Source organism: Streptomyces sp. NBC_01363 (genome assembly GCF_026340595.1).
In the GTDB taxonomy this organism is placed as follows: domain Bacteria; phylum Actinomycetota; class Actinomycetes; order Streptomycetales; family Streptomycetaceae; genus Streptomyces.
In genome coordinates this window covers 789,313-809,331 of the sequence record NZ_JAPEPF010000001.1, presented here as the reverse complement: position 1 = coordinate 809,331, position 20,019 = coordinate 789,313, and the positions used below count along the sequence as shown (strand labels likewise).

Below are 20,019 nucleotides of genomic sequence, written 5' to 3'. Positions count from 1 at the left end.
CACCACGGAGACCTTGCACGGTCGCTTCGGCCCTGAGTTCCGAGAGAAGCTGGGGGTGTCATGATCGCGATCTCCGATGCGGAGTTCAGCCAGGTGAACGACCTGGCCACGTCCTCTCTGCTGCGCTATCTGCGAGGCCGTGGCTGGTCACCCTTCAGGGACTACGGCCGTGGGCAGCTCTGGGTGCTGGACGCCCCGGGGGAGTCCGGCGAACCGTACGAGGTGATGGTGCCGCTGGACCGCGGCCCCCGTGACTACGCGGACCGCGTCGCCGATCTGGTGGAGACCCTGTCCGTGGTGGAAGCCCGGCTGCCCGCCGACGTACTGCGTGAGATGGCGCTCCCTTCCGCCGACTGGCAGTTCCTCCGGCTCACCCCGCCGGGACCGTCCGGAACCGCTCCGTTGGTGGAGTTGGTCCCCGCCCTGGCCGGCCTGAGGGATCTGATGACATCGGCCGCGGCCGCGGCCGCGGTGGCGGCGCCGGAGCCCCAGCGGCCGGGCGCGGTCACCATCGCCGAGTACTTCGACGACCGGGACGGCCGCAGGGCGCGCAGGGTCAGGATGTCCCTGGACGAGCGCGACTACGGCAAGGCGGCCGAGGCCCACCGCCGGGGCGACGAGGTCATAGTGCGGGGTGACGTCACGGCCCGGAGCGGGGTCGCAGGGATGGAGAACATCGTTTCGTTCACGGTGCGCCATGTGTCCGAATGAGACAGCCGGCCCGTTCCGTTCCCGTTGTCCGACCTCGCCCGTACGCTGGACCGACAGGGGGGACCCTCCCCGCCCGGGAGCTCCGAGGATGTCGATGGGGGCGTACGGCTCTAGGGTGGCGGCGAGGACCGGAGGGGACCGACCATGGCAACCGTGCACGACGTAGCCGCGTACATCCTGGTGAAGGCCGCACCGATGTCGGCCATGAAGCTGCAGAAGCTCTGCTATTTCTCCTACGGCTATCACCTGGCCTGGGAGGACCGCCCACTGTTTGCCGAGCGCTTCGAGGCGTGGGCCAACGGGCCGGTCGCGCCGGAGCTGTACAGCAAGCACCGCGGCCGCTTCGAGCTGAAGGGCGGGGACATCGAGGGTGACCCGGCCGAGCTGGACGACCAGGAGCGGGAATCGGTCGACATCGTGCTGGAGAACATGCGCGTGTACTCCGCACATGAGCTGTCCGAGATGACTCATCGGACCGGCCCGTGGGTCGAGGCCCGGGCCCGAGCTCAGGCGCCGGATCTGGAGCGGAGCAACGAGCCGTTGCTCGATGAGGACATCGCCGACTTCTTCGGGGCACTGGCCGAGCACGAGGATCACAACGGCTGACGTCTGCGGTTCACCGGCACCCAGCGGTTGTACGGATTTTTGACCGACAACATCTTCCACGTGTTGTGGTGGGACCCCCTCCACGAGGTGTATCCGTCGAAGCTCAAGCACACCTGACCGGTCCGTCTGTCCGAGAGGGAGCCGCAGGTGCCCGAATTCAATCCGACGCCGGTCCCATTCGCTGTCAGCTTTGCCGATCTGGCATCCGGCCCCATGTCGAGGTCAATCTGAATCTCCATGATCGAGAGTCCTCGACCACTCTTGTCGGCGAGGATCCGACCGGCTTCCCGGCGAGCCCGGGAGTCGTCGGGAATCGGCCTTGTCCGAGGCGAGCAGCCACGTACCGTCGGCGGATCGGGTGAACGTCACCGTGTGCGGAAGGGAAAACTCTTCGTATTCGGGAGCCCCTTCGGCGACTTCTGCGGCCGTGAACGGCATGTAGAGCCGGGTGTCTTCGGTGAGTTGGATGGTGGCGGTGGTTCCCGCCAGCGACGAGTCCGTGACGGTGACGTCCACGACGGCCTTTGTGTAGCCGCCGTCCACCTGCTCGTACCGCTTGCCCTTTGCCGCGAGCTGGGCGAATTCATCCGAGGTGCGATTCGCCATGGCCGGGGTGGCTGGGATTCCCGAGAATCTTGCCTGGGGAGGAGTGGTGGTGACCATGCCTGCGCGCGTTTGCAGATATCCCCCTGCAAGCTGCGACAGCTCGTCAACCTCACTCGTGGACAGCTGAGTTTTCTGAGAACTGCCCTGGGGTGAGGGCGGGGCTATTCCTAATGTTCCACTCGCAGCCGCGATGGTGATTGTGACGACTATCCATCTCTTGTAGGCGGTTCGCACAGAAGTCCCCCTGATCCGGACGTGACTGGTCAGCTTCCTTCATACCTGCCACCTGAGAGTCAGTGCCTGTAGTGGCCGCTCATAGTCTGGTTGTGACCACGGAATGGCTTATTCCTTGGGGAGTCCGGGATTCGACCACCGGGCCTTTCCGCCGCTGTGTGGCCGGATGGTTGCCCAAGCCCTGTGCGGTGCGTTTGGCGATGGCTGCGGCGATGTTCTCGGGGGCGGGTCTGGAAGTTGCGGGTGGAGCGGCTGGTGGTTGTCAGGCGGCTGTGTGGAGGTCTGTCCGGCAGTCGCGGCAGTGGCCGGGGTGGCGGGAGCGGAAGGCGCGGTCGCAGCCGTCGCAGTTCTGGAGTGGGACGACGATGACGCCGGGGCGTGCGCGTGCGACGTCCTGGGCTCCCGGTAGCGGTGGTGGCAGAAGCGTGGTGATCCGGTGGCGCAGGAGTTTGGCGGGGTGTTTCAGGGGGTTTGGGAGGTCGGTGGTGAGGGCGTGGCGGATGGTGTCGGGGTGGGCGTCGCGTTCGAGCCAGGTGGCGACGCCGGGGGCGAGGGTGTGGATGTCGTGCTCGGAGAGGATGAGTTGAGGTGCGTGGCGGCGCAGGTCGGCGAGGAGTGTGGTGGCCACGCGCTGGAGCTCCGGCGTGAGCTCCAGCGGCTGGGGGAGCGGCGGAGGCGGCGTTGTGCGCGCGGTGGGGGCCGGGACGAGGACGGGGGCTGGCAGGGGCAGTGGCTGTGGTTGCGGTGTGAGGGCCGGGGTGGGGCGCGGTTCGGGGGCGGTCTCGCGTGGTGGTGGCTGTGGTGTGGGCAGCGGGGCTGCCGGTTTGCTGCGCCTGGTCCGTGGCTGCGGCGCTGCGGCGGTGGATGCGTCGGTGCCGGGCTGGTTGTACGAGATGGTGCGGGTGACGATGCGGCCGTCCGCGAGGCGCACGCGGCTGCGGTGGAGGTAGCCGTGGGCTTCGAGTTCGCGCAGGGCGGCGGCGATGCGGGTTTCGCTCTCGGGAAAGCGTTCGGCGAGGTGCTTGATGCCGATCCTGGCTCCGGCGGGGAGCGACTGGATGTGGGCGGCGAGCCCGATCGCGGCGAGGGAGAGACCGCGGTGCTGGGTGAGGTGGTTGCCGATGACGGTGAAGCCTGCGGCATGCCGGAAGTTGATGTGGATGACACCGGATGACGGTGTGGCGTCTCCGGGTACGGGGGACGGGGCGCACGGGGGCGCGGTAATCTGCGGGGTATCCATCGGGAAGCTTCTTCTTCCTCGGTGGTCAGGCCCCCGGTTGAGAGTGCGAATCTCGTCGGGGGCCGTCGCATGTCTGGAGTTGTCGCGGCGAGCATATGCCAGCCAACCGGCATGAAATCCAGCCCAGTTGTCCCATGTCACCCGAGTGAGTGACGGGAGCGGGGTGGGGTCGGGTTTGGGTGGGGAGGGTAATTTCCCCAGGTTCTTTAAAGCTTTATGCGTCGTGGAACGCGGGGGCGTGGCTCACCGGGTCGTGGGTCTCCGCGACCCGGTGGAGCGGTCGCGGTACGAGGTCGATTTCGGCCCAGATCGTCTTGCGCGGGACGGGCCCGATGATGATGCCCCAGCGGTCGGCGAGTGCCTCGACGATCAGCAGACCGCGCCCGGATTCCGAGTCGTCGGCGGGGGCGGACGTGGTACCGGGCGTGGGAGGCAGTTGCTCGTCCCGGGTGTCGGTCACCTCGATCCGCAGGAGCTCGTCGCGGTGGGCGGTGAGGCCGAGTTGGAAGTCCCGTCCGGGTACGCGGCCGTGGGCGGCGGCGTTGGTGGCCAGCTCGGCGACGATGTGCGCGGCCGGTTCGCAGACGATCCCCCAGTTGCCCAGATGCGCCGTGGCGAGGAGACGGGCGAGCCGCGCGCCTCGGCGGGTGGGGGAGAGCAACACGGTGAACTGCCGGACGGGAGCGGAATGTTCGGTTCGGGTGATGTGTTGGTTCACGTCACTCAGCGTGGCCGTGCCTGCGTACCGTGAACAGTGACGAGCCCCTTACGTACGGCGATTGTCCCGTGCTTGTCCAGTGCTGTCCCGGCTGTCCGGGGTGACGTGCTGGGGACACCAGGGGTTGGGCCAAGAACGGCAAGCGCGTCGGAAGTGGGGCACGGATGAGCGTGGATGAGACCGGTACGGAGCGCGGCGACGCCGGGGCGGACGAGCCGGGCTGGGACGTCGATCCCGATGACGAGTCGGGGGTGGCGGTGGTCGCGGCGGTGGGCCGCCAGATCAAGGCGTGGCGGGAGGCGGCGGGGCTGCGGGCCGGCGAGTTCGGGTCCGCGATCGGGTACGGGGAGGACCTGGTCTACAAGGTGGAGGGCGGCCGTCGAATCCCCCGGCCGGAGTTCCTGGACAGGGCGGACCGGGTGCTCGGCGCGGGCGGGAAGCTCGCGGCGATGAAGCAGGACGTGGCGGAGGTCCGGTACCCGAAGAAGGTACGGGATCTGGCGGGCGTGGAAGCGAAGTCGGTCGAGATTGCGGCCTACGTGGCGCACGGCCTGCATGGGCTGTTGCAGACTCCGGGCCACGCGCGGGCGCTGTTCGAGGCTCGGCAGCCCTCGTACTCGCAGGACGAGGTGGAACGGATGGTAGCCGCGCGCATGGCGCGGCAGTCGATCTTCGAGCGGTCGCCCGGACCTGCTCTCAGTTTCGTCCAAGAAGAGTCGGCACTCAGGCGGCCCATCGGAGGCACAATGGAGTGGCGGCGATAACTCGAACGTCTGCTGGAGATCGGACAGTTGCGCAATGTCACCCTCCAGGTGATGCCTACGTGCCGCGAGGCGCATCCCGGCATGGACGGGGACATCGAAGTGCTGAAGTTCAAGGACGGTTCGGCGGTGGGGCGTTCGCACGGGGCGTTCAATGGGCGCCGGGTGACCGACGCGAAGCAACTCCGTATCCTTGAACTGCGGTATGGCATCATCCGGGCCGAGGCTCTCACGCCCCGGGAGACTCTGGCCCTCATCGAGCAAGTGCTGGGAGAGACATGATCCGCAGGACTTCCACGCAGGACGTTTCTGAGCTGGCTTGGTTCAAAAGCAGCTACAGCAGCAACGGCAACGAAGGTGACTGCGTCGAGGTCGCGTCCACCCCGGGCGCGGTGCTCGTGCGCGACTCCAAGAACGCGCAGGGGGCCCGGCTCGCTTTCGCCTCAGGTGCGTGGGCGGGCTTCGTCTCGTACGCCGCCGGGCACTGATCCCACACGCACTCACGCCTCCGAGCCCGGTTGATGCCGGACCGGGGGCGCGCTGCTGTCAGAAGATCCTGTCCTGGATGCCGTCCTCCGCCCTGGGGCGGAGGGGTCGGTACGGGAAGGGACGCCGACCAATCCGTCAGAGGGCGAATGCCGGGTCTCCGGCCGACCGGAGAGCGGACGGTTCCACCCGGGCCAGCGAGGCGTCCGGGATGCCGCGCAGGATCTCCGCCCCGATCTCCGCCAGCCGGTGCCCGTCGGGTGGCGTAGCGCCCAGGCCGATCGCGTATCCCGCCAGATCGTCGGCAGTGAGCGGGCGCGGCCAGATACGGGAGTCCGGGGCGCCCGCCTCCGCGAGGGCGGCGGCCAGGGCGAGCAGGCGGCCGCGCAGCCGCCCCTCGTCGGGGCCGGGCCGTACGGAGGCGAGGGCCCAGGCCGTGTGCTGCGCGTGCAGCGGCGGCGGGGTGCAGAGCAGGGCGTGCGGTACGGGGCCGGAGTCGTCGGCGGATTCCAGGATCTCCCAGGCGCGGAAGAGCTCCTCGGCGACGAGTGCGCGGCCGGCGGGGGAGACCTGCGTGGTGCAGGAGCGGACCGGGTCGGTCGGGGTCAGCACGGTGAGGGGGAGTCCACTGGTCCCGCCGGGGCCGACCGGGCGGTCCCAGTCCCAGGTGGCCCAGGTCGCGAAGAACTGCCTGAGCACGGGGAGCGGTGGCAGGTCGCCCGACTCGTGGGCGGTACGGGCCGCGAGCACGGACCAGGCGAGGCCGGGCAGCCCACCGCACGGGGCGGAGTCCAGGCCGCGCGCCCGCGCCCACGCCTTCACCGTGCGGGCGAGCCGGGTGAACGCCGCCCGGTGCGGGTCCGCCGCCGCGAGTACGGCATCCGCGTCGCTCACCGCGCTGAGCGCCGTGGCCGCCGCCTCGCCCAGCTCGGCGCGCCGGGCCACCGCCTCGGCCGGGGGGAGGGCGCCCGTCGCCACGGTCGCCAGGTCCACCCCGAGCCCGCCGAGCGAGAAGCGCAGCCCCGGTACGCGGGCACCGGTCACCTCGCGCAGGCCGACGGCGTCCGGCAGGGCCGCGGCCAGCCGCTCCCGTACCCCCGGCAACTCCACGGCACCGGGCAGCGCCGCGACCAGGTCCAGGTCCGCGCCGGGCAGCGCACAGCCCATCCGCCGCGAGCCGACCAGGTGGACGCGCCCTTCGGGCAGGGCGTCGGCCACCCGGCGCACCGCGTCGGCCGCGAACGCCCCCTCCGCCGGGTCCGCACGGGCCTCCTCCGCCGCGTCGGCGGCCAGCTCCACCCGCACCCCGAAGTGGTCCGAGACGTACAGCCCGTCCGGCGCCGGCACGTCGCCCAGCAGCACCGCCGAGACGGGCCGCAGCCGCTCCGAGCGGACCAGGACCCGGTCCAGCCGGGACGCCCGCCCGGTCAGTGAGGAGACGGCGGCCAGCGGGTTGACCGACGGGTCGAAGGTGGGCGTCCGGTCGTCCGCGCCGTGCACCCGGCTCCAGGCGTCCGTCATCCCCAGCCGGTCCTGCGGGGTGTCCCCGCCGTCGTTGAAGTCGCCGAGCAGCGTCACATCGCCCTCGACCGCCGCCAACCCCGTTGCCAGATCGGCCAGTTCGGCATCGCGCCGACCGGCGCCGTTCGCCGAGTGGTCGCTGCTGAGATGGGTGACGGCGACCGTGACCGGTCCTTCCGCGGTCCCCACGACGACGGCCGCGACCGCCTTGTGCGGGCCGAGAGCGTGCAGACCCGCCTCGCGCACAGGGACCCTGCTGAGCAGCAGCAGACCGCAGTCGGCGACATCCCGGCCGGCCGGGTCGGCCCAGAGCGTGTAGCCCCCGCGGACCCAGGGCGCCGCCAACAGCAGGGCGAGCAGGGCGGGTTCGGTCTCCTGGAGGGCGATGACATCGGCGTCCGCGGCGCGCAGGGCGTCGAGCAGGAGCGGCCGGCGCCGGGCGGTGTCGATGCGGTCGCTGTCGTAGCGGTCCCAGAGGGTGTTCCAGGTCAGCAGCGTCAGGGGGCCGGAGGCCGGGGCGGGCGCCGGTACGTCCTCGGGCACGGGAGTCCAGGCGGCATCGGACACCGAGAACGCGTGCGGCGTGCGGGAGACGAAGTACGGGGACGGCAGCCGGCGCGGGGCGCGCACCCGCCCGGCGTCCGTCGCGTCGATCCGGTCCACGCCCGAGGACCGGTCCCACACCAGCTCACCGTCCGCCTCGAAGAACAGCACCCGGTGCCAGGGGATGTCCCCGCCTGGCGTGAAGCGGGGCAGCGGCACCCGCTTGGGCACGGTCCCGCGCTGCGCCACGCCCAGTACGAAGCGCGCCGGGTCGAACCGGGCGTCCCAGCGGACCCGGTGGTAGATCTCCTCGCTGGTACGCATTCAGGGCCTTCCGTCTGGATCATGCCGGGCTCGCGTGCCCCGGTGCCGCGCCTCGCGGCGTTGTCGTCACTCGCCATGGCTCCTTCCCCAAGCTCTCGACTCCGCTCGAGCAGGGGAGACCCCATCGACTCCCTCCTCCGCCTTGCGATTCACGCACCGGACCCCGCTCCCTGATCCGGCCTGATCCAGACGGAAGGCCCTACGCCCTGTCCTCCACGGTTCCGCTCGCGCCGATGTACCAGGTGCGGTGCGCCTGGCCGGGGTACGGGGGCACGAATCTGTGCAGCTGCGAGGTCAGTACCTCGGCCGGTACGGGGTGGCTGCGACGCCCGTTGCGGCGGATCAGCTCCGCCTCGCCGACCAGGGCCACGGCGTGGGTGAGCAGCGCGTCCCTGCGCCGGGCGACCGCGTGCACCAGGGAGCGCTGGTGCGCGTTGAGCGAGGTGGCGTCCCAGACGACCGTGGAGCCCGCCGTGAGCGCCGCGTCCAGCCGGTCGAGCCCCTCGCGCAGCACGTCCCCGTTGGCCTTCTGGTCGGCGCGCGAACCCCGGGCCAGGCGCAGATCGTCGAGCGAGAGGTAGGTGTCGACGCCGGGCAGCGCACGCCCGAAGGTGCTCTTGCCGCTGCCGGACGGGCCGACCAGATGGACCAGGCGCGGGAAGTCCCCGGCCCGCCAGCGCCAGGTCGCGGCGACCGCCTCCTCGGCGGTGGTGACCCGGCCCAGGGCATACGCCTCACGGGCCTGCGCCCAGCAGCGGTCGGCGCTCTCCGGGTCCAGCCCCGCGAAGGCCTCCCGCAGCCCGGCCGGTTCCGCCAGGCCCTCCGCGTGCAGCGCCGACCACTCCACCTGCTCGCGCGCCCCGGCGGTGTCCGCCACCGCGGCGGCCAGCGCGTGCAGCAGCGGCAGATCGGCGGCGAACGACATCCGGACCAGCCCGGGGCGGCGCTCCTCGTCCGGGTACGGGCGGTGCAGCGCGGGGTGCAGTCCGACGAGGTCCGCGACGCGGCGGGCGAGCGGCATCCCCAGCGCCGGTGCCAGCGCGGGCACGAGTCCGGTGCGGCGGGAACGGTGCAGCAGCGCGGCCAGCACCCCGGTCAGCCGGTCCTCGCCCGTCCGGCCCAGTGCGTCGAGGGCGTCGCCCATCGCGCGGGCGGCCCCGGCATCTCCCGCGTCCGTGCCTGCGGCGGTGGCCAGGGCCGCCGCGTCGACCGGCGCTCCGGACCGTACGGCCCACAGGGCGGCGGCCGGGCCGAGCCCGTTCTCCACGACGGCGGCGTGCATCCAGTGCGTATCGGTCTGTACATGGCCGGGCCGCACCCACTTGGCCACCAGGCGCCCGAAGTCCGGTGCGCCGAAGCCGTCCACGGGCCGTACGACGTACCCCTCCTGCCGTCCGATGTCCGGCTTCAGCGCCCGCAGCAACTTCTCGGCACGGGCGTCGAGGACCCCGCGCCACAGCACGGGCGGCGCCGGTATCCCCAGCCCTCGCAGGAACGCCACGGTCCGGTCCCAGCCCAGGCAGTGCTCCCCGTCCCAGACGGAGAAGCCGTAGAAGAAGCTCTCCAGACCGTCGTACGGGATCGAGTGGCGCGCGAACATGTTCTCGCCGCAGACCCGCCACCCGTCGGGGATACGCGCCCCGACCCGCCCCTGGAGCGCCTTCACCCAGCCCCGCGAGGGGTGGTGCGCGGAGTCGAGGGAGCGGGCGTGGAGCCCGTCGGCGTAGAGCGTGGTGTTCTCGCCGTCCAGCTTCTCGGTGACGACGACCTCGCGGCCGGTCAGCGCGGAGAGGTCCGCGATCCGTACGTCGTCCGAGGTGGCTCCGGGGGACCAGGGCAGATGCGCGGTGCGCGGATAGTGCGTACGCATGATCGATGCCCCTGGTGACGACGGTTTGCCCGGCCGATCACTGTAGGGGCGGGGTCGTACGACGCTCGACCGAATTACGATGAGCGGCGCCCGGCACGGCTCCCGCTGCGCGCCCGCGTTTGACCGAGCGAGCACGGGGGGTAAGATCCTCCGCCCGATTGGCCAGGCTCACACCCCGTATGGCACACTGACCAGGTTGCTCGGTTGAGTGTCAATGCTGCGCGCCTCCCGCCGGGAGGACCGGAAGCGAGTCCCACAGTACTCGTCGATCCCTCGCGGGTCGGACGTACGGGAATCTTCCGGGAAGCGTCAGTGGGGCACCGGCCAGGCGCCCGGTGGGTGTTTCGCCCCCGGTCCTGCGGTCCTCGGGCCCGCACCCCCTTGGTTGGGAAATCCTTCGGGAGATCTGCGTAGAGGGGATGCGACACGCCCGACCGCGTGGGTCGGAGGTGAAGTCATGAGAGCCCCCGGGTTCCAGAGCGTTACGAGAGACAGGACTACTAGTAGCCATGGCGGGACAGAAGATCCGCATCCGGCTCAAGGCCTACGACCACGAGGTCATCGACTCCTCGGCGAAGAAGATCGTCGAGACGGTGACCCGCACTGGTGCGTCGGTCGCAGGCCCGGTGCCGCTGCCCACTGAGAAGAACGTGTACTGCGTCATCAAGTCGCCGCACAAGTACAAGGACTCGCGCGAGCACTTCGAGATGCGCACGCACAAGCGCCTCATCGACATCCTCGACCCCACGCCGAAGACGGTTGACTCGCTGATGCGTCTCGACCTGCCGGCCGGCGTCGACATCGAGATCAAGCTCTGAGGTGACGCGCGAGATGGCTAAGAACATTAAGGGCGTCCTGGGCGAGAAGCTCGGCATGACCCAGGTCTGGGACGAGAACAACCGGGTCGTCCCGGTGACCGTCGTCAAGGCCGGGCCCTGCGTCGTCACCCAGGTCCGCACGAACGACAACGACGGCTACGAGGCAGTCCAGATCGCCTTCGGCGAGATCGACCCCCGCAAGGTGAACAAGCCCCTCAAGGGCCACTTCGCCAAGGCCGACGTGACCCCGCGCCGCCACCTGGTGGAGCTCCGCACCCCTGACGCCAGCGAGTACACGCTGGGCCAGGAAGTCACTGCCGAGGTGTTCGAGTCCGGCGTCAAGGTCGACGTCACGGGCAAGAGCAAGGGCAAGGGCTTCGCCGGTGTGATGAAGCGTCACAACTTCAAGGGTGGCAAGGCGTCCCACGGTGCCCACCGTGTGCACCGTATGCCTGGCTCCATCGGTGGCTGTGCCACCCCCGGCCGTGTCTTCAAGGGCATGCGCATGGCGGGTCGCATGGGCAACGAGCGTGTCACCACCCAGAACCTGACCATCCACGCGGTTGACGCGGAGAAGGGTCTGCTCCTCATCAAGGGCGCAGTCCCCGGTCCGAACGGCGGCCTCGTCCTGGTCCGTACCGCGGCCAAGGGGGCTTGAGGTAATGAGCACCATTGACATCCTTTCGCCGGCAGGCGACAAGGCCGGTACCGTCGAGCTCCCCGCGGAGATCTTCGACGCGAAGACCAGCGTTCCGCTGATCCACCAGGTCGTTGTCGCACAGCTGGCAGCTGCCCGTCAGGGCACGCACAAGACCAAGACCCGCGGCGAAGTCCGTGGTGGTGGCCGCAAGCCGTACCGCCAGAAGGGCACCGGCCGCGCGCGCCAGGGTTCGACCCGTGCGCCGCAGTTCGCCGGCGGTGGCGTCGTCCACGGCCCGCAGCCGCGTGACTACTCGCAGCGGACCCCGAAGAAGATGAAGGCCGCCGCCCTGCGCGGTGCCCTCTCCGACCGGGCACGCCACTCCCGCATCCACGTCGTCACCGGCGTGGTCGACGGTGCAGTCTCCACGAAGGCCGCCAAGACGCTGTTCGGCAAGATCTCGGAGCGCAAGAACCTGCTCCTGGTCGTCGACCGTGCCGACGAGGCCGCGTGGCTGTCCGCCCGCAACCTGCCCCAGGTGCACATCCTGGAGCCGGGCCAGCTGAACACGTACGACGTGATCGTCTCTGACGACGTGGTCTTCACCCAGGCCGCCCTCGAGTCCTTCGTGTCTGGCCCCCAGACCGCTGAGACCGAAGGGAGCGACGCCTGATGAGCGAGGCGACCGTTACCAGCAAGACCTACTCGGACCCGCGCGACGTTCTCGTCAAGCCGGTCGTGTCCGAGAAGAGCTACGCGCTGCTCGACGAGAACAAGTACACGTTCATCGTCGCGCCCGGCTCCAACAAGACCCAGATCAAGCAGGCCGTGGAAGCGGTCTTCTCGGTCAAGGTCACCGGGGTCAACACGATCAACCGGCAGGGTAAGCGCAAGCGCACCAAGACCGGTTTCGGCAAGCGCGCTGACACCAAGCGCGCCATCGTGACCCTCGCCGAGGGCGACCGTATCGACATCTTCGGCGGCCCGACCTCCTGACGGAGGTCGAGTCGTCCGGAATCGGACGAGGACTGAGAAATGGGTATCCGCAAGTACAAGCCGACGACCCCGGGCCGTCGTGGCTCCAGCGTCGCCGACTTTGTCGAGATCACGCGGTCCACGCCGGAGAAGTCGCTGGTCCGCCCCCTGCACAGCAAGGGCGGCCGTAACAACGCCGGTCGTGTGACCGTTCGCCACCAGGGCGGTGGCCACAAGCGCGCCTTCCGAGTGATCGACTTCCGTCGTCACGACAAGGACGGCGTGCCGGCCAAGGTCGCGCACATCGAGTACGACCCGAACCGCACCGCGCGCATCGCGCTCCTGCACTACGCGGACGGCGAGAAGCGCTACATCATCGCGCCGCGTGGCCTGACGCAGGGCGACCGTGTCGAGAACGGCCCGGCCGCCGACATCAAGCCCGGCAACAACCTGGCGCTGCGCAACATCCCGGTCGGTACGACCATCCACGCCATCGAGCTGCGGCCCGGCGGCGGCGCGAAGTTCGCCCGTTCCGCGGGTGCCTCCGTGCAGCTGCTGGCGAAGGAGGGCACCATGGCCCACCTTCGTATGCCGTCGGGTGAGATCCGCCTGGTCGACGCCCGCTGCCGCGCCACCATCGGTGAGGTCGGCAACGCCGAGCAGTCGAACATCAACTGGGGCAAGGCCGGCCGCATGCGCTGGAAGGGCGTTCGCCCGACCGTCCGCGGTGTCGCGATGAACCCGGTTGACCACCCGCACGGTGGTGGTGAAGGCAAGACCTCCGGTGGTCGCCACCCGGTCTCGCCGTGGGGTCAGAAGGAGGGTCGTACTCGTTCGCCGAAGAAGGCATCGAACAAGTACATCGTCCGCCGCCGCAAGACGAACAAGAAGCGCTAGGAGCGGGTTTAGATGCCGCGCAGTCTCAAGAAGGGGCCCTTCGTCGACGGCCACCTCATCAAGAAGGTGGACGTACAGAACGAGGCAGGCACCAAGAACGTCATCAAGACCTGGTCCCGTCGCTCGATGATCGTCCCGGCCATGCTGGGTCACACCATCGCGGTGCACAACGGCAAGATCCACGTCCCGGTGTTCGTCACCGAGTCGATGGTCGGCCACAAGCTCGGCGAGTTCTCGCCGACTCGCACCTTCCGCGGCCACGTCAAGGACGACCGGAAGTCGAAGCGCCGCTAACCGCGGGGTGGAAACGACTATGACTTACACCGAAGGGACAACCATGGAAGCCAGGGCCCAGGCGCGGTACATCCGCGTCACGCCCATGAAGGCCCGCCGCGTGGTGGACCTCATCCGTGGCATGGATGCCACGGAGGCTCAGGCGGTCCTGCGTTTCGCCCCGCAGGCCGCGAGCGTGCCGGTTGGCAAGGTGCTGGACAGCGCCATTGCCAACGCCGCACACAACTACGACCACACCGACGCCTCTTCGCTGGTCATCAGCGAGGCGTACGTGGACGAGGGCCCGACCCTGAAGCGGTTCCGTCCGCGTGCTCAGGGCCGTGCCTACCGGATCCGTAAGCGGACCAGCCACATCACCGTGGTCGTCAGCAGCAAGGAAGGAACCCGGTAATGGGCCAGAAGGTAAACCCGCACGGGTTCCGGCTCGGCATTACCACGGACTTCAAGTCCCGTTGGTACGCCGACAAGCTGTACAAGGACTACGTCAAGGAAGACGTCGCCATTCGTCGCATGATGACGAAGGGCATGGAGCGGGCCGGCATCTCGAAGGTCGAGATCGAGCGCACCCGCGACCGCGTCCGCGTTGACATCCACACCGCCCGTCCGGGCATCGTCATCGGTCGCCGTGGCGCCGAGGCCGACCGCATCCGTGGCGAGCTGGAGAAGCTGACCGGCAAGCAGGTCCAGCTGAACATCCTCGAGGTCAAGAACCCCGAGGTGGACGCTCAGCTGGTGGCCCAGGCCGTCGCCGAGCAGCTCTCCTCCCGCGTCTCCTTCCGTCGTGCCATGCGCAAGAGCATGCAGAGCTCGATGAAGGCCGGCGCCAAGGGCATCAAGATCCAGTGCGGTGGCCGCCTCGGCGGCGCCGAGATGTCCCGCTCGGAGTTCTACCGCGAGGGCCGTGTGCCCCTGCACACGCTCCGCGCGAACGTCGACTACGGCTTCTTCGAGGCCAAGACGACCTTCGGCCGCATCGGCGTGAAGGTCTGGATCTACAAGGGCGACGTCAAGAACATCGCCGAGGTCCGCGCCGAGAACGCCGCTGCCCGCGCCGGCAACCGCCCGGCCCGTGGCGGCGCTGACCGCCCGGCCGGCCGTGGTGGCCGCGGTGGCGAGCGTGGCGGTCGCGGTCGCAAGCCGCAGCAGCAGTCGGCTCCGGCTGCCGAGGCCCCCAAGGCCGAGGCTCCCGCCGCTGCCGCTCCGGCTGCCGAGAGCACCGGAACGGAGGCCTGACCGAAATGCTGATCCCCCGTAGGGTCAAGCACCGCAAGCAGCACCACCCGAAGCGCAGCGGTATGTCCAAGGGTGGCACGCAGGTTGCGTTCGGCGAGTACGGCATCCAGGCGCTGACCCCGGCGTACGTGACGAACCGCCAGATCGAGGCTGCTCGTATCGCGATGACCCGCCACATCAAGCGTGGCGGCAAGGTCTGGATCAACATCTACCCGGACCGTCCCCTGACGAAGAAGCCGGCCGAGACCCGCATGGGTTCCGGTAAGGGTTCTCCCGAGTGGTGGATCGCGAACGTCAAGCCGGGTCGGGTGATGTTCGAGCTGTCCTACCCGAACGAGAAGATTGCTCGTGAGGCGCTTACCCGCGCTGCTCACAAGCTTCCGATGAAGTGCCGGATCGTTCGGCGCGAGGCAGGTGAGTCGTGATGTCGGCCGGTACCAAGGCGTCCGAGCTGCGCGAGCTGGGCAACGAGGAGCTCCTCAACAAGCTCCGCGAGGCCAAGGAAGAGCTGTTCAACCTCCGCTTCCAGGCGGCGACCGGGCAGCTCGAGAACCACGGCCGGCTCAAGTCCGTCCGTAAGGACATCGCCCGGATCTACACCCTGATGCGCGAGCGCGAGCTGGGCATCGAGACGGTGGAGAGCGCCTGATGAGCGAGAAGACTGTGACTGAGACGAACACCGACCGCGGTTTCCGCAAGACCCGTGAGGGTCTGGTCGTCAGCGACAAGATGGACAAGACCGTCGTCGTCGCTGTCGAGGACCGTGTCAAGCACGCGCTGTACGGCAAGGTCATCCGCCGTACGAACAAGCTCAAGGCGCACGACGAGCAGAACGCCGCCGGCGTCGGCGACCGCGTCCTCCTGATGGAGACCCGGCCGCTGTCCGCCACGAAGCGGTGGCGCGTCGTCGAGATCCTCGAGAAGGCCAAGTAATTCCTGAGGGGCATTCCCCTCAGGCAAGTTCCGCCAGGCTCGGCGGGGGCCCGCTCCGGTGACGGAGTGGCCCCCGCCGGGAACCGGCAGACGATCAGGAGATAGACGTGATCCAGCAGGAGTCGCGACTTCGCGTCGCCGACAACACGGGTGCGAAGGAAATCCTCACCATCCGTGTTCTCGGTGGTTCGGGTCGCCGCTACGCGGGCATCGGTGACGTCATCGTCGCCACCGTCAAGGACGCGATCCCCGGTGGCAACGTGAAGAAGGGTGACGTCGTCAAGGCCGTCATCGTTCGCACCGTCAAGGAGCGTCGCCGTCAGGATGGCTCGTACATCCGCTTCGACGAGAACGCCGCCGTCATTCTGAAGAACGACGGTGACCCCCGCGGCACCCGCATCTTCGGCCCGGTGGGCCGGGAACTGCGCGAGAAGAAGTTCATGAAGATCATCTCGCTCGCGCCGGAGGTGCTGTAAGCATGAAGATCAAGAAGGGCGACCTGGTTCAGGTCATCACCGGTAAGGACAAGGGCAAGCAGGGCAAGGTCATCGTGGCCTACCCCGCTCAGGACCGCGTCCTCGTCGAGGGTGTCAACCGGGTCAAGAAGCACACCAAGGCCGGTCAGACCGCTCGCGGTTCGCAGACCGGTGGCATCGTCACGACCGAGGCCCCCATCCACGTGAGCAACGTTCAGCTCGTCGTGGAGAAGGACGGCAACAAGGTCGTCACGCGCGTCGGTTACCGCTTCGACGACGAAGGCAACAAGATCCGCGTTGCCAAGCGGACGGGTGAGGACATCTGATGGCTACCACCACCACTCCGCGTCTGAAGACGAAGTACCGCGAGGAAATCGCCGGCAAGCTGCGTGAGGAGTTCTCGTTCGAGAACGTCATGCAGATCCCCGGTCTGGTCAAGATCGTGGTCAACATGGGTGTGGGCGACGCCGCCCGCGACTCCAAGCTGATCGACGGCGCCGTGCGCGACCTCACCACGATCACCGGTCAGAAGCCGGCCGTCACCAAGGCCCGCAAGTCCATCGCGCAGTTCAAGCTGCGCGAGGGCCAGCCGATCGGCTGCCACGTCACCCTCCGTGGTGACCGGATGTGGGAGTTCCTGGACCGTACGCTGTCGCTCGCGCTGCCGCGTATCCGTGACTTCCGTGGTCTGTCGCCGAAGCAGTTCGACGGCCGTGGCAACTACACCTTCGGTCTCACGGAGCAGGTCATGTTCCACGAGATCGACCAGGACAAGATCGACCGGGTCCGGGGCATGGACATCACCGTGGTCACCACGGCGACCAATGACGACGAGGGTCGTGCCCTCCTTCGTCACCTCGGCTTCCCGTTCAAGGAGAACTGACCGTGGCGAAGAAGGCTCTGATCGCTAAGGCCGCCCGTAAGCCGAAGTTCGGCGTTCGCGGGTACACCCGCTGCCAGCGCTGCGGCCGGCCCCACTCCGTCTACCGCAAGTTCGGCCTGTGCCGCGTGTGCCTTCGTGAGATGGCTCACCGTGGCGAGCTGCCGGGCGTGACCAAGAGCTCCTGGTAAATCTCCTTCGCCCTTTGGGCGTTGGGATTACCCGGAGACTCTCGGTAAGCATCTGGTCGGCAGGAGCCCGCCCTCACATGCCGTAGGCTTGTGGGGTTGGGCGCCTGCCGCCCAAGACCGACTTACTACGCCGTAGGTCCCCGCACCGCACCCGTCCTGCCTCTGAGTGGGGAGAGGGATGGCGCATACAGGAAACCCCGGCGAGAGAGGCCGAAGGCCAACTCATGACCATGACTGATCCCATCGCAGACATGCTCACGCGTCTGCGCAACGCGAACTCGGCGTACCACGACGATGTCGCGATGCCGCACAGCAAGATCAAGTCGCACATCGCGGAGATCCTCCAGCAGGAGGGCTTCATCACCGGCTGGAAGGTCGAGGACGCCGAGGTCGGCAAGAACCTCATCCTCGAGCTGAAGTTCGGCCCGAACCGCGAGCGATCGATCGCCGGCATCAAGCGAATCTCGAAGCCGGGTCTGCGTGTATACGCAAAGTCCACCAACCTGCCGAAGGTCCTCGGCGGCCTGGGCGTGGCGATCATCTCCACGTCCCACGGTCTCCTGACCGGCCAGCAGGCCAGCAAGAAGGGCGTAGGTGGGGAAGTCCTCGCCTACGTCTGGTAGTCGGGAACGGAGGAATAGCTCATGTCGCGAATCGGCAAGCTCCCCATCCAGGTTCCCGCCGGTGTGGACGTCACCATCGATGGCCGCACGGTCGCGGTGAAGGGGCCCAAGGGCACCCTCTCGCACACCGTCGCGTCGCCGATCGAGGTCACCAAGGGTGAGGACGGCTTCCTCAGCGTCACCCGCCCGAACGACGAGCGTCAGAACAAGGCCCTTCACGGCCTGTCCCGCACGCTGGTGGCGAACATGATCACCGGTGTGACCCAGGGATACACCAAGGCGCTCGAGATCAGTGGTGTCGGTTACCGCGTCCAGGCGAAGGGCTCCAACCTGGAGTTCGCCCTGGGCTACAGCCACCCGATCCTGATCGAGGCCCCGGAGGGCATCACCTTCAAGGTGGAGTCCCCCACGAAGTTCTCCGTCGAGGGCATCGACAAGCAGAAGGTCGGCGAGACCGCGGCCAAGATCCGCAAGCTGCGGAAGCCTGACCCGTACAAGGCCAAGGGCGTCAAGTACGCCGGCGAGGTCATCCGCCGCAAGGTCGGAAAGGCTGGTAAGTAGCCATGGCATACGGCGTGAAGATCGCCAAGGGCGACGCCTACAAGCGTGCCGCCCTCAAGCGTCGCCACATCCGCGTCCGCAAGCACATCTCCGGTTCGCCGGAGCGTCCGCGCTTGGTCGTGACGCGGTCCAACCGCCACATGGTGGCTCAGGTCATCGACGACATTGCGGGCCACACGCTCGCGTCGGCGTCGACCCTGGACGTCTCCATCCGTGGTGGCGAGGGCGACAAGAGCACCCAGGCCAAGCAGGTCGGCGCCCTGGTCGCTGAGCGCGCCAAGGCCGCAGGCGTCGAGGCCGTCGTGTTTGACCGCGGTGGTAACCAGTACGCCGGGCGGATTGCCGCTCTGGCTGACGCCGCCCGTGAAGCCGGTCTGAAGTTCTGAGCCCGGTTCCTACGCACAGCGGACGTAACAGAGAGAGGTAAATCCAATGGCTGGACCCCAGCGCCGCGGAAGCGGTGCCGGTGGCGGCGAGCGGCGGGACCGGAAGGGCCGTGACGGCGGCGCAGCTGCCGCCGAGAAGACCGCGTACGTTGAGCGCGTTGTCGCGATCAACCGCGTCGCCAAGGTTGTGAAGGGTGGTCGTCGCTTCAGCTTCACCGCGCTGGTCGTGGTGGGCGATGGTGACGGCACCGTCGGTGTCGGTTACGGCAAGGCCAAGGAAGTTCCCGCGGCCATCGCCAAGGGCGTGGAAGAAGCCAAGAAGAACTTCTTCAAGGTTCCGCGCATCCAGGGCACCATTCCTCACCCGATCCAGGGCGAGAAGGCTGCGGGCGTCGTCCTGCTGAAGCCTGCTTCCCCCGGTACCGGTGTTATCGCCGGTGGCCCGGTGCGCGCCGTTCTGGAGTGCGCCGGCGTTCACGACATCCTGTCGAAGTCGCTCGGCTCCGACAACGCGATCAACATCGTGCACGCGACCGTGGCGGCCCTCAAGGGCCTGCAGCGTCCCGAGGAGATCGCGGCCCGCCGTGGTCTGCCGCTCGAGGACGTCGCCCCTGCGGCTCTGCTTCGTGCACGTGCGGGAGCGGGTGCGTAATGGCTCGCCTCAAGATCACGCAGACGAAGTCGTACATCGGCAGCAAGCAGAACCACCGCGACACCCTTCGTTCGCTCGGGCTCAAGCGCCTGCACGACGTGGTTGTCAAGGAGGACCGCCCCGAGTTCCGCGGAATGGTGCACACCGTCCGCCACCTCGTGACGGTTGAGGAGGTCGACTGACATGGCGGAGAACAAGCCGCTGAAGGCCCATGACCTCCGGCCCGCCCCGGGCGCCAAGACCGCCAAGACCCGTGTGGGTCGTGGTGAGGCGTCCAAGGGTAAGACCGCCGGTCGTGGCACCAAGGGCACGAAGGCCCGTTACCAGGTTCCGGAGCGCTTCGAGGGTGGGCAGATGCCCCTCCACATGCGTCTCCCGAAGCTCAAGGGCTTCAAGAACCCGTTCCGCACCGAGTACCAGGTCGTGAACCTGGACAAGCTCGCGACGCTCTACCCCGAGGGTGGAGAGGTCACCGTGGCCGACCTGGTCGCCAAGGGTGCGGTGCGCAACAACCACCTCGTCAAGGTCCTCGGACAGGGCGAGATCTCCGTGGCACTGCAGGTTTCGGTTGACGCCGTCTCCGGCTCCGCCAAGGAGAAGATTGCCGCCGCGGGCGGCACCGTCACCGAGCTCGTCTGAGACAACTCGATGGCCTGAACATCCGACCGGGGATGCCTCTCATATGGGGCATCCCCGGTTGGTCGTTCCTAGGGGGGCATGGTCGCCGGTAAGGTGGCGTGCGTCGTTGTGTGGTAACCCCTGGGCGCCCGCCCGGGGACTTTGACTGTTTACGTATTCGTCGATCCTCAAGACCGTCACCTCTACGCTTTGCGCGGGGGT

Annotated in this window: 29 protein-coding genes and 1 pseudogene; 25 read left to right on the top strand and 5 right to left on the bottom strand. The window is 68.5% G+C overall.

The genetic code is table 11. From position 1 onward, the window contains the following. Window positions 1-60: 60 nt before the first annotated feature. Together OG611_RS03755 and OG611_RS03750 are read left to right on the top strand one after the other, a co-directional pair. A complete protein-coding gene (locus OG611_RS03755; RefSeq protein WP_266415494.1) occupies window positions 61-711 on the top strand; it encodes a hypothetical protein in 651 nt (216 codons plus the stop codon). A gap of 144 nt (window positions 712-855) precedes the next feature. Then, window positions 856-1,317, top strand: a complete 462-nt coding sequence (locus OG611_RS03750; protein ID WP_266415492.1) for a Panacea domain-containing protein — start codon at window positions 856-858, stop codon at window positions 1,315-1,317. A 222-nt stretch (window positions 1,318-1,539) separates the two neighbouring features. Here OG611_RS03750 and OG611_RS03745 read toward each other — a convergent pair whose 3' ends face one another. The 3 genes from OG611_RS03745 to OG611_RS03735 all read right to left on the bottom strand — a co-directional run bounded on the left by OG611_RS03745 (window position 1,540) and on the right by OG611_RS03735 (window position 4,115). Then, entirely contained in the window at window positions 1,540-1,923 is a 384-nt protein-coding gene (locus tag OG611_RS03745; protein WP_266415490.1) for a hypothetical protein, read from the bottom strand. 496 nt (window positions 1,924-2,419) lie between these two features. Further along, on the bottom strand, window positions 2,420-3,397 hold the full coding sequence (locus tag OG611_RS03740; RefSeq protein ID WP_266415487.1) for a helix-turn-helix domain-containing protein: 978 nt from the start codon (window positions 3,395-3,397) through the stop codon (window positions 2,420-2,422). Between the two features lie 214 nt (window positions 3,398-3,611). Continuing rightward, window positions 3,612-4,115: an ATP-binding protein gene (locus OG611_RS03735; protein WP_266415485.1), complete on the bottom strand. Its 504-nt coding sequence runs from the start codon at window positions 4,113-4,115 to the stop codon at window positions 3,612-3,614. 164 nt (window positions 4,116-4,279) lie between these two features. Between OG611_RS03735 and OG611_RS03730 the strand changes: the two are divergent. Then, window positions 4,280-5,158: pseudogene (locus tag OG611_RS03730) on the top strand (helix-turn-helix domain-containing protein). Continuing rightward, a complete protein-coding gene (locus OG611_RS03725) occupies window positions 5,155-5,364 on the top strand; it encodes a DUF397 domain-containing protein (protein ID WP_266415483.1) in 210 nt (69 codons plus the stop codon). The pseudogene OG611_RS03730 and the gene OG611_RS03725 overlap by 4 nt, the downstream one beginning before the upstream one ends. A gap of 136 nt (window positions 5,365-5,500) precedes the next feature. Here the strand turns inward: OG611_RS03725 and OG611_RS03720 are convergent, their stop codons facing one another. Together OG611_RS03720 and OG611_RS03715 are read right to left on the bottom strand one after the other, a co-directional pair. Further along, complete coding sequence (locus OG611_RS03720; protein WP_266415481.1) at window positions 5,501-7,750, bottom strand: poly(A) polymerase; 2,250 nt, start codon at window positions 7,748-7,750, stop codon at window positions 5,501-5,503. Between the two features lie 199 nt (window positions 7,751-7,949). Continuing rightward, the gene (locus OG611_RS03715; protein WP_266415478.1) at window positions 7,950-9,620 is read right to left on the bottom strand and encodes an RNA ligase family protein; all 1,671 of its coding nucleotides are present in this window, start codon (window positions 9,618-9,620) and stop codon (window positions 7,950-7,952) included. A gap of 509 nt (window positions 9,621-10,129) precedes the next feature. Here OG611_RS03715 and rpsJ point away from each other — a divergent pair. The 21 genes from rpsJ to rplO all read left to right on the top strand — a co-directional run bounded on the left by rpsJ (window position 10,130) and on the right by rplO (window position 19,818). After that, window positions 10,130-10,438, top strand: coding sequence for a 30S ribosomal protein S10 (gene rpsJ, locus OG611_RS03710; protein ID WP_003948644.1), 309 nt, complete (start codon window positions 10,130-10,132; stop codon window positions 10,436-10,438). 13 nt (window positions 10,439-10,451) lie between these two features. Next, window positions 10,452-11,096 (top strand): 50S ribosomal protein L3, encoded by a 645-nt coding sequence (rplC, locus tag OG611_RS03705; RefSeq protein ID WP_072485542.1) that lies wholly within the window; start codon window positions 10,452-10,454, stop codon window positions 11,094-11,096. Between the two features lie 4 nt (window positions 11,097-11,100). Further along, window positions 11,101-11,751: a 50S ribosomal protein L4 gene (gene rplD / locus OG611_RS03700; protein ID WP_072485541.1), complete on the top strand. Its 651-nt coding sequence runs from the start codon at window positions 11,101-11,103 to the stop codon at window positions 11,749-11,751. Continuing rightward, window positions 11,751-12,074 carry a 50S ribosomal protein L23 gene (gene rplW / locus OG611_RS03695; protein WP_014154589.1) on the top strand — a complete coding sequence of 108 codons (324 nt, stop codon included), beginning with the start codon at window positions 11,751-11,753 and terminating at the stop codon, window positions 12,072-12,074. Before rplD ends, rplW begins: the two co-directional genes overlap by 1 nt. 39 nt (window positions 12,075-12,113) lie before the next feature. Beyond that, window positions 12,114-12,950 carry a 50S ribosomal protein L2 gene (gene rplB / locus OG611_RS03690; protein WP_266415473.1) on the top strand — a complete coding sequence of 279 codons (837 nt, stop codon included), beginning with the start codon at window positions 12,114-12,116 and terminating at the stop codon, window positions 12,948-12,950. Between the two features lie 12 nt (window positions 12,951-12,962). Beyond that, window positions 12,963-13,244, top strand: a complete 282-nt coding sequence (gene rpsS / locus OG611_RS03685) for a 30S ribosomal protein S19 (RefSeq protein ID WP_003966956.1) — start codon at window positions 12,963-12,965, stop codon at window positions 13,242-13,244. Window positions 13,245-13,287: 43 nt separating this feature from the next. Beyond that, window positions 13,288-13,635: a 50S ribosomal protein L22 gene (gene rplV / locus OG611_RS03680; RefSeq protein WP_004571827.1), complete on the top strand. Its 348-nt coding sequence runs from the start codon at window positions 13,288-13,290 to the stop codon at window positions 13,633-13,635. Further along, window positions 13,635-14,477, top strand: coding sequence for a 30S ribosomal protein S3 (gene rpsC, locus OG611_RS03675; protein WP_093540760.1), 843 nt, complete (start codon window positions 13,635-13,637; stop codon window positions 14,475-14,477). Before rplV ends, rpsC begins: the two co-directional genes overlap by 1 nt. Window positions 14,478-14,482: 5 nt before the next feature. Beyond that, a complete protein-coding gene (rplP, locus tag OG611_RS03670; protein WP_014047785.1) occupies window positions 14,483-14,902 on the top strand; it encodes a 50S ribosomal protein L16 in 420 nt (139 codons plus the stop codon). Then, window positions 14,902-15,126 carry a 50S ribosomal protein L29 gene (gene rpmC / locus OG611_RS03665; RefSeq protein WP_015035581.1) on the top strand — a complete coding sequence of 75 codons (225 nt, stop codon included), beginning with the start codon at window positions 14,902-14,904 and terminating at the stop codon, window positions 15,124-15,126. The genes rplP and rpmC overlap by 1 nt, the downstream gene beginning before the upstream one ends. Further along, complete coding sequence (gene rpsQ, locus OG611_RS03660; protein WP_030977953.1) at window positions 15,126-15,410, top strand: 30S ribosomal protein S17; 285 nt, start codon at window positions 15,126-15,128, stop codon at window positions 15,408-15,410. The genes rpmC and rpsQ overlap by 1 nt, the downstream gene beginning before the upstream one ends. 107 nt (window positions 15,411-15,517) lie before the next feature. After that, the gene (gene rplN, locus OG611_RS03655) at window positions 15,518-15,886 is read left to right on the top strand and encodes a 50S ribosomal protein L14 (RefSeq protein ID WP_003966950.1); all 369 of its coding nucleotides are present in this window, start codon (window positions 15,518-15,520) and stop codon (window positions 15,884-15,886) included. Window positions 15,887-15,888: 2 nt separating this feature from the next. Continuing rightward, window positions 15,889-16,212 carry a 50S ribosomal protein L24 gene (rplX, locus tag OG611_RS03650; protein WP_003966949.1) on the top strand — a complete coding sequence of 108 codons (324 nt, stop codon included), beginning with the start codon at window positions 15,889-15,891 and terminating at the stop codon, window positions 16,210-16,212. After that, complete coding sequence (rplE, locus tag OG611_RS03645) at window positions 16,212-16,769, top strand: 50S ribosomal protein L5 (protein ID WP_093897251.1); 558 nt, start codon at window positions 16,212-16,214, stop codon at window positions 16,767-16,769. The genes rplX and rplE overlap by 1 nt, the downstream gene beginning before the upstream one ends. Window positions 16,770-16,771: 2 nt before the next feature. Further along, window positions 16,772-16,957: a type Z 30S ribosomal protein S14 gene (locus OG611_RS03640; protein ID WP_003948630.1), complete on the top strand. Its 186-nt coding sequence runs from the start codon at window positions 16,772-16,774 to the stop codon at window positions 16,955-16,957. A gap of 224 nt (window positions 16,958-17,181) precedes the next feature. Continuing rightward, on the top strand, window positions 17,182-17,580 hold the full coding sequence (gene rpsH / locus OG611_RS03635) for a 30S ribosomal protein S8 (RefSeq protein WP_124716936.1): 399 nt from the start codon (window positions 17,182-17,184) through the stop codon (window positions 17,578-17,580). Between the two features lie 21 nt (window positions 17,581-17,601). Further along, a complete protein-coding gene (gene rplF, locus OG611_RS03630) occupies window positions 17,602-18,141 on the top strand; it encodes a 50S ribosomal protein L6 (protein WP_093540757.1) in 540 nt (179 codons plus the stop codon). Window positions 18,142-18,143: 2 nt separating this feature from the next. Next, window positions 18,144-18,527: a 50S ribosomal protein L18 gene (rplR, locus tag OG611_RS03625; RefSeq protein WP_093540756.1), complete on the top strand. Its 384-nt coding sequence runs from the start codon at window positions 18,144-18,146 to the stop codon at window positions 18,525-18,527. A gap of 46 nt (window positions 18,528-18,573) precedes the next feature. After that, window positions 18,574-19,179, top strand: coding sequence for a 30S ribosomal protein S5 (gene rpsE, locus OG611_RS03620; protein ID WP_030914151.1), 606 nt, complete (start codon window positions 18,574-18,576; stop codon window positions 19,177-19,179). Next, complete coding sequence (rpmD, locus tag OG611_RS03615; protein ID WP_018550611.1) at window positions 19,179-19,361, top strand: 50S ribosomal protein L30; 183 nt, start codon at window positions 19,179-19,181, stop codon at window positions 19,359-19,361. Before rpsE ends, rpmD begins: the two co-directional genes overlap by 1 nt. A 1-nt stretch (window position 19,362) precedes the next feature. Beyond that, window positions 19,363-19,818 carry a 50S ribosomal protein L15 gene (gene rplO, locus OG611_RS03610; protein ID WP_018550610.1) on the top strand — a complete coding sequence of 152 codons (456 nt, stop codon included), beginning with the start codon at window positions 19,363-19,365 and terminating at the stop codon, window positions 19,816-19,818. Window positions 19,819-20,019: the final 201 nt, after the last annotated feature.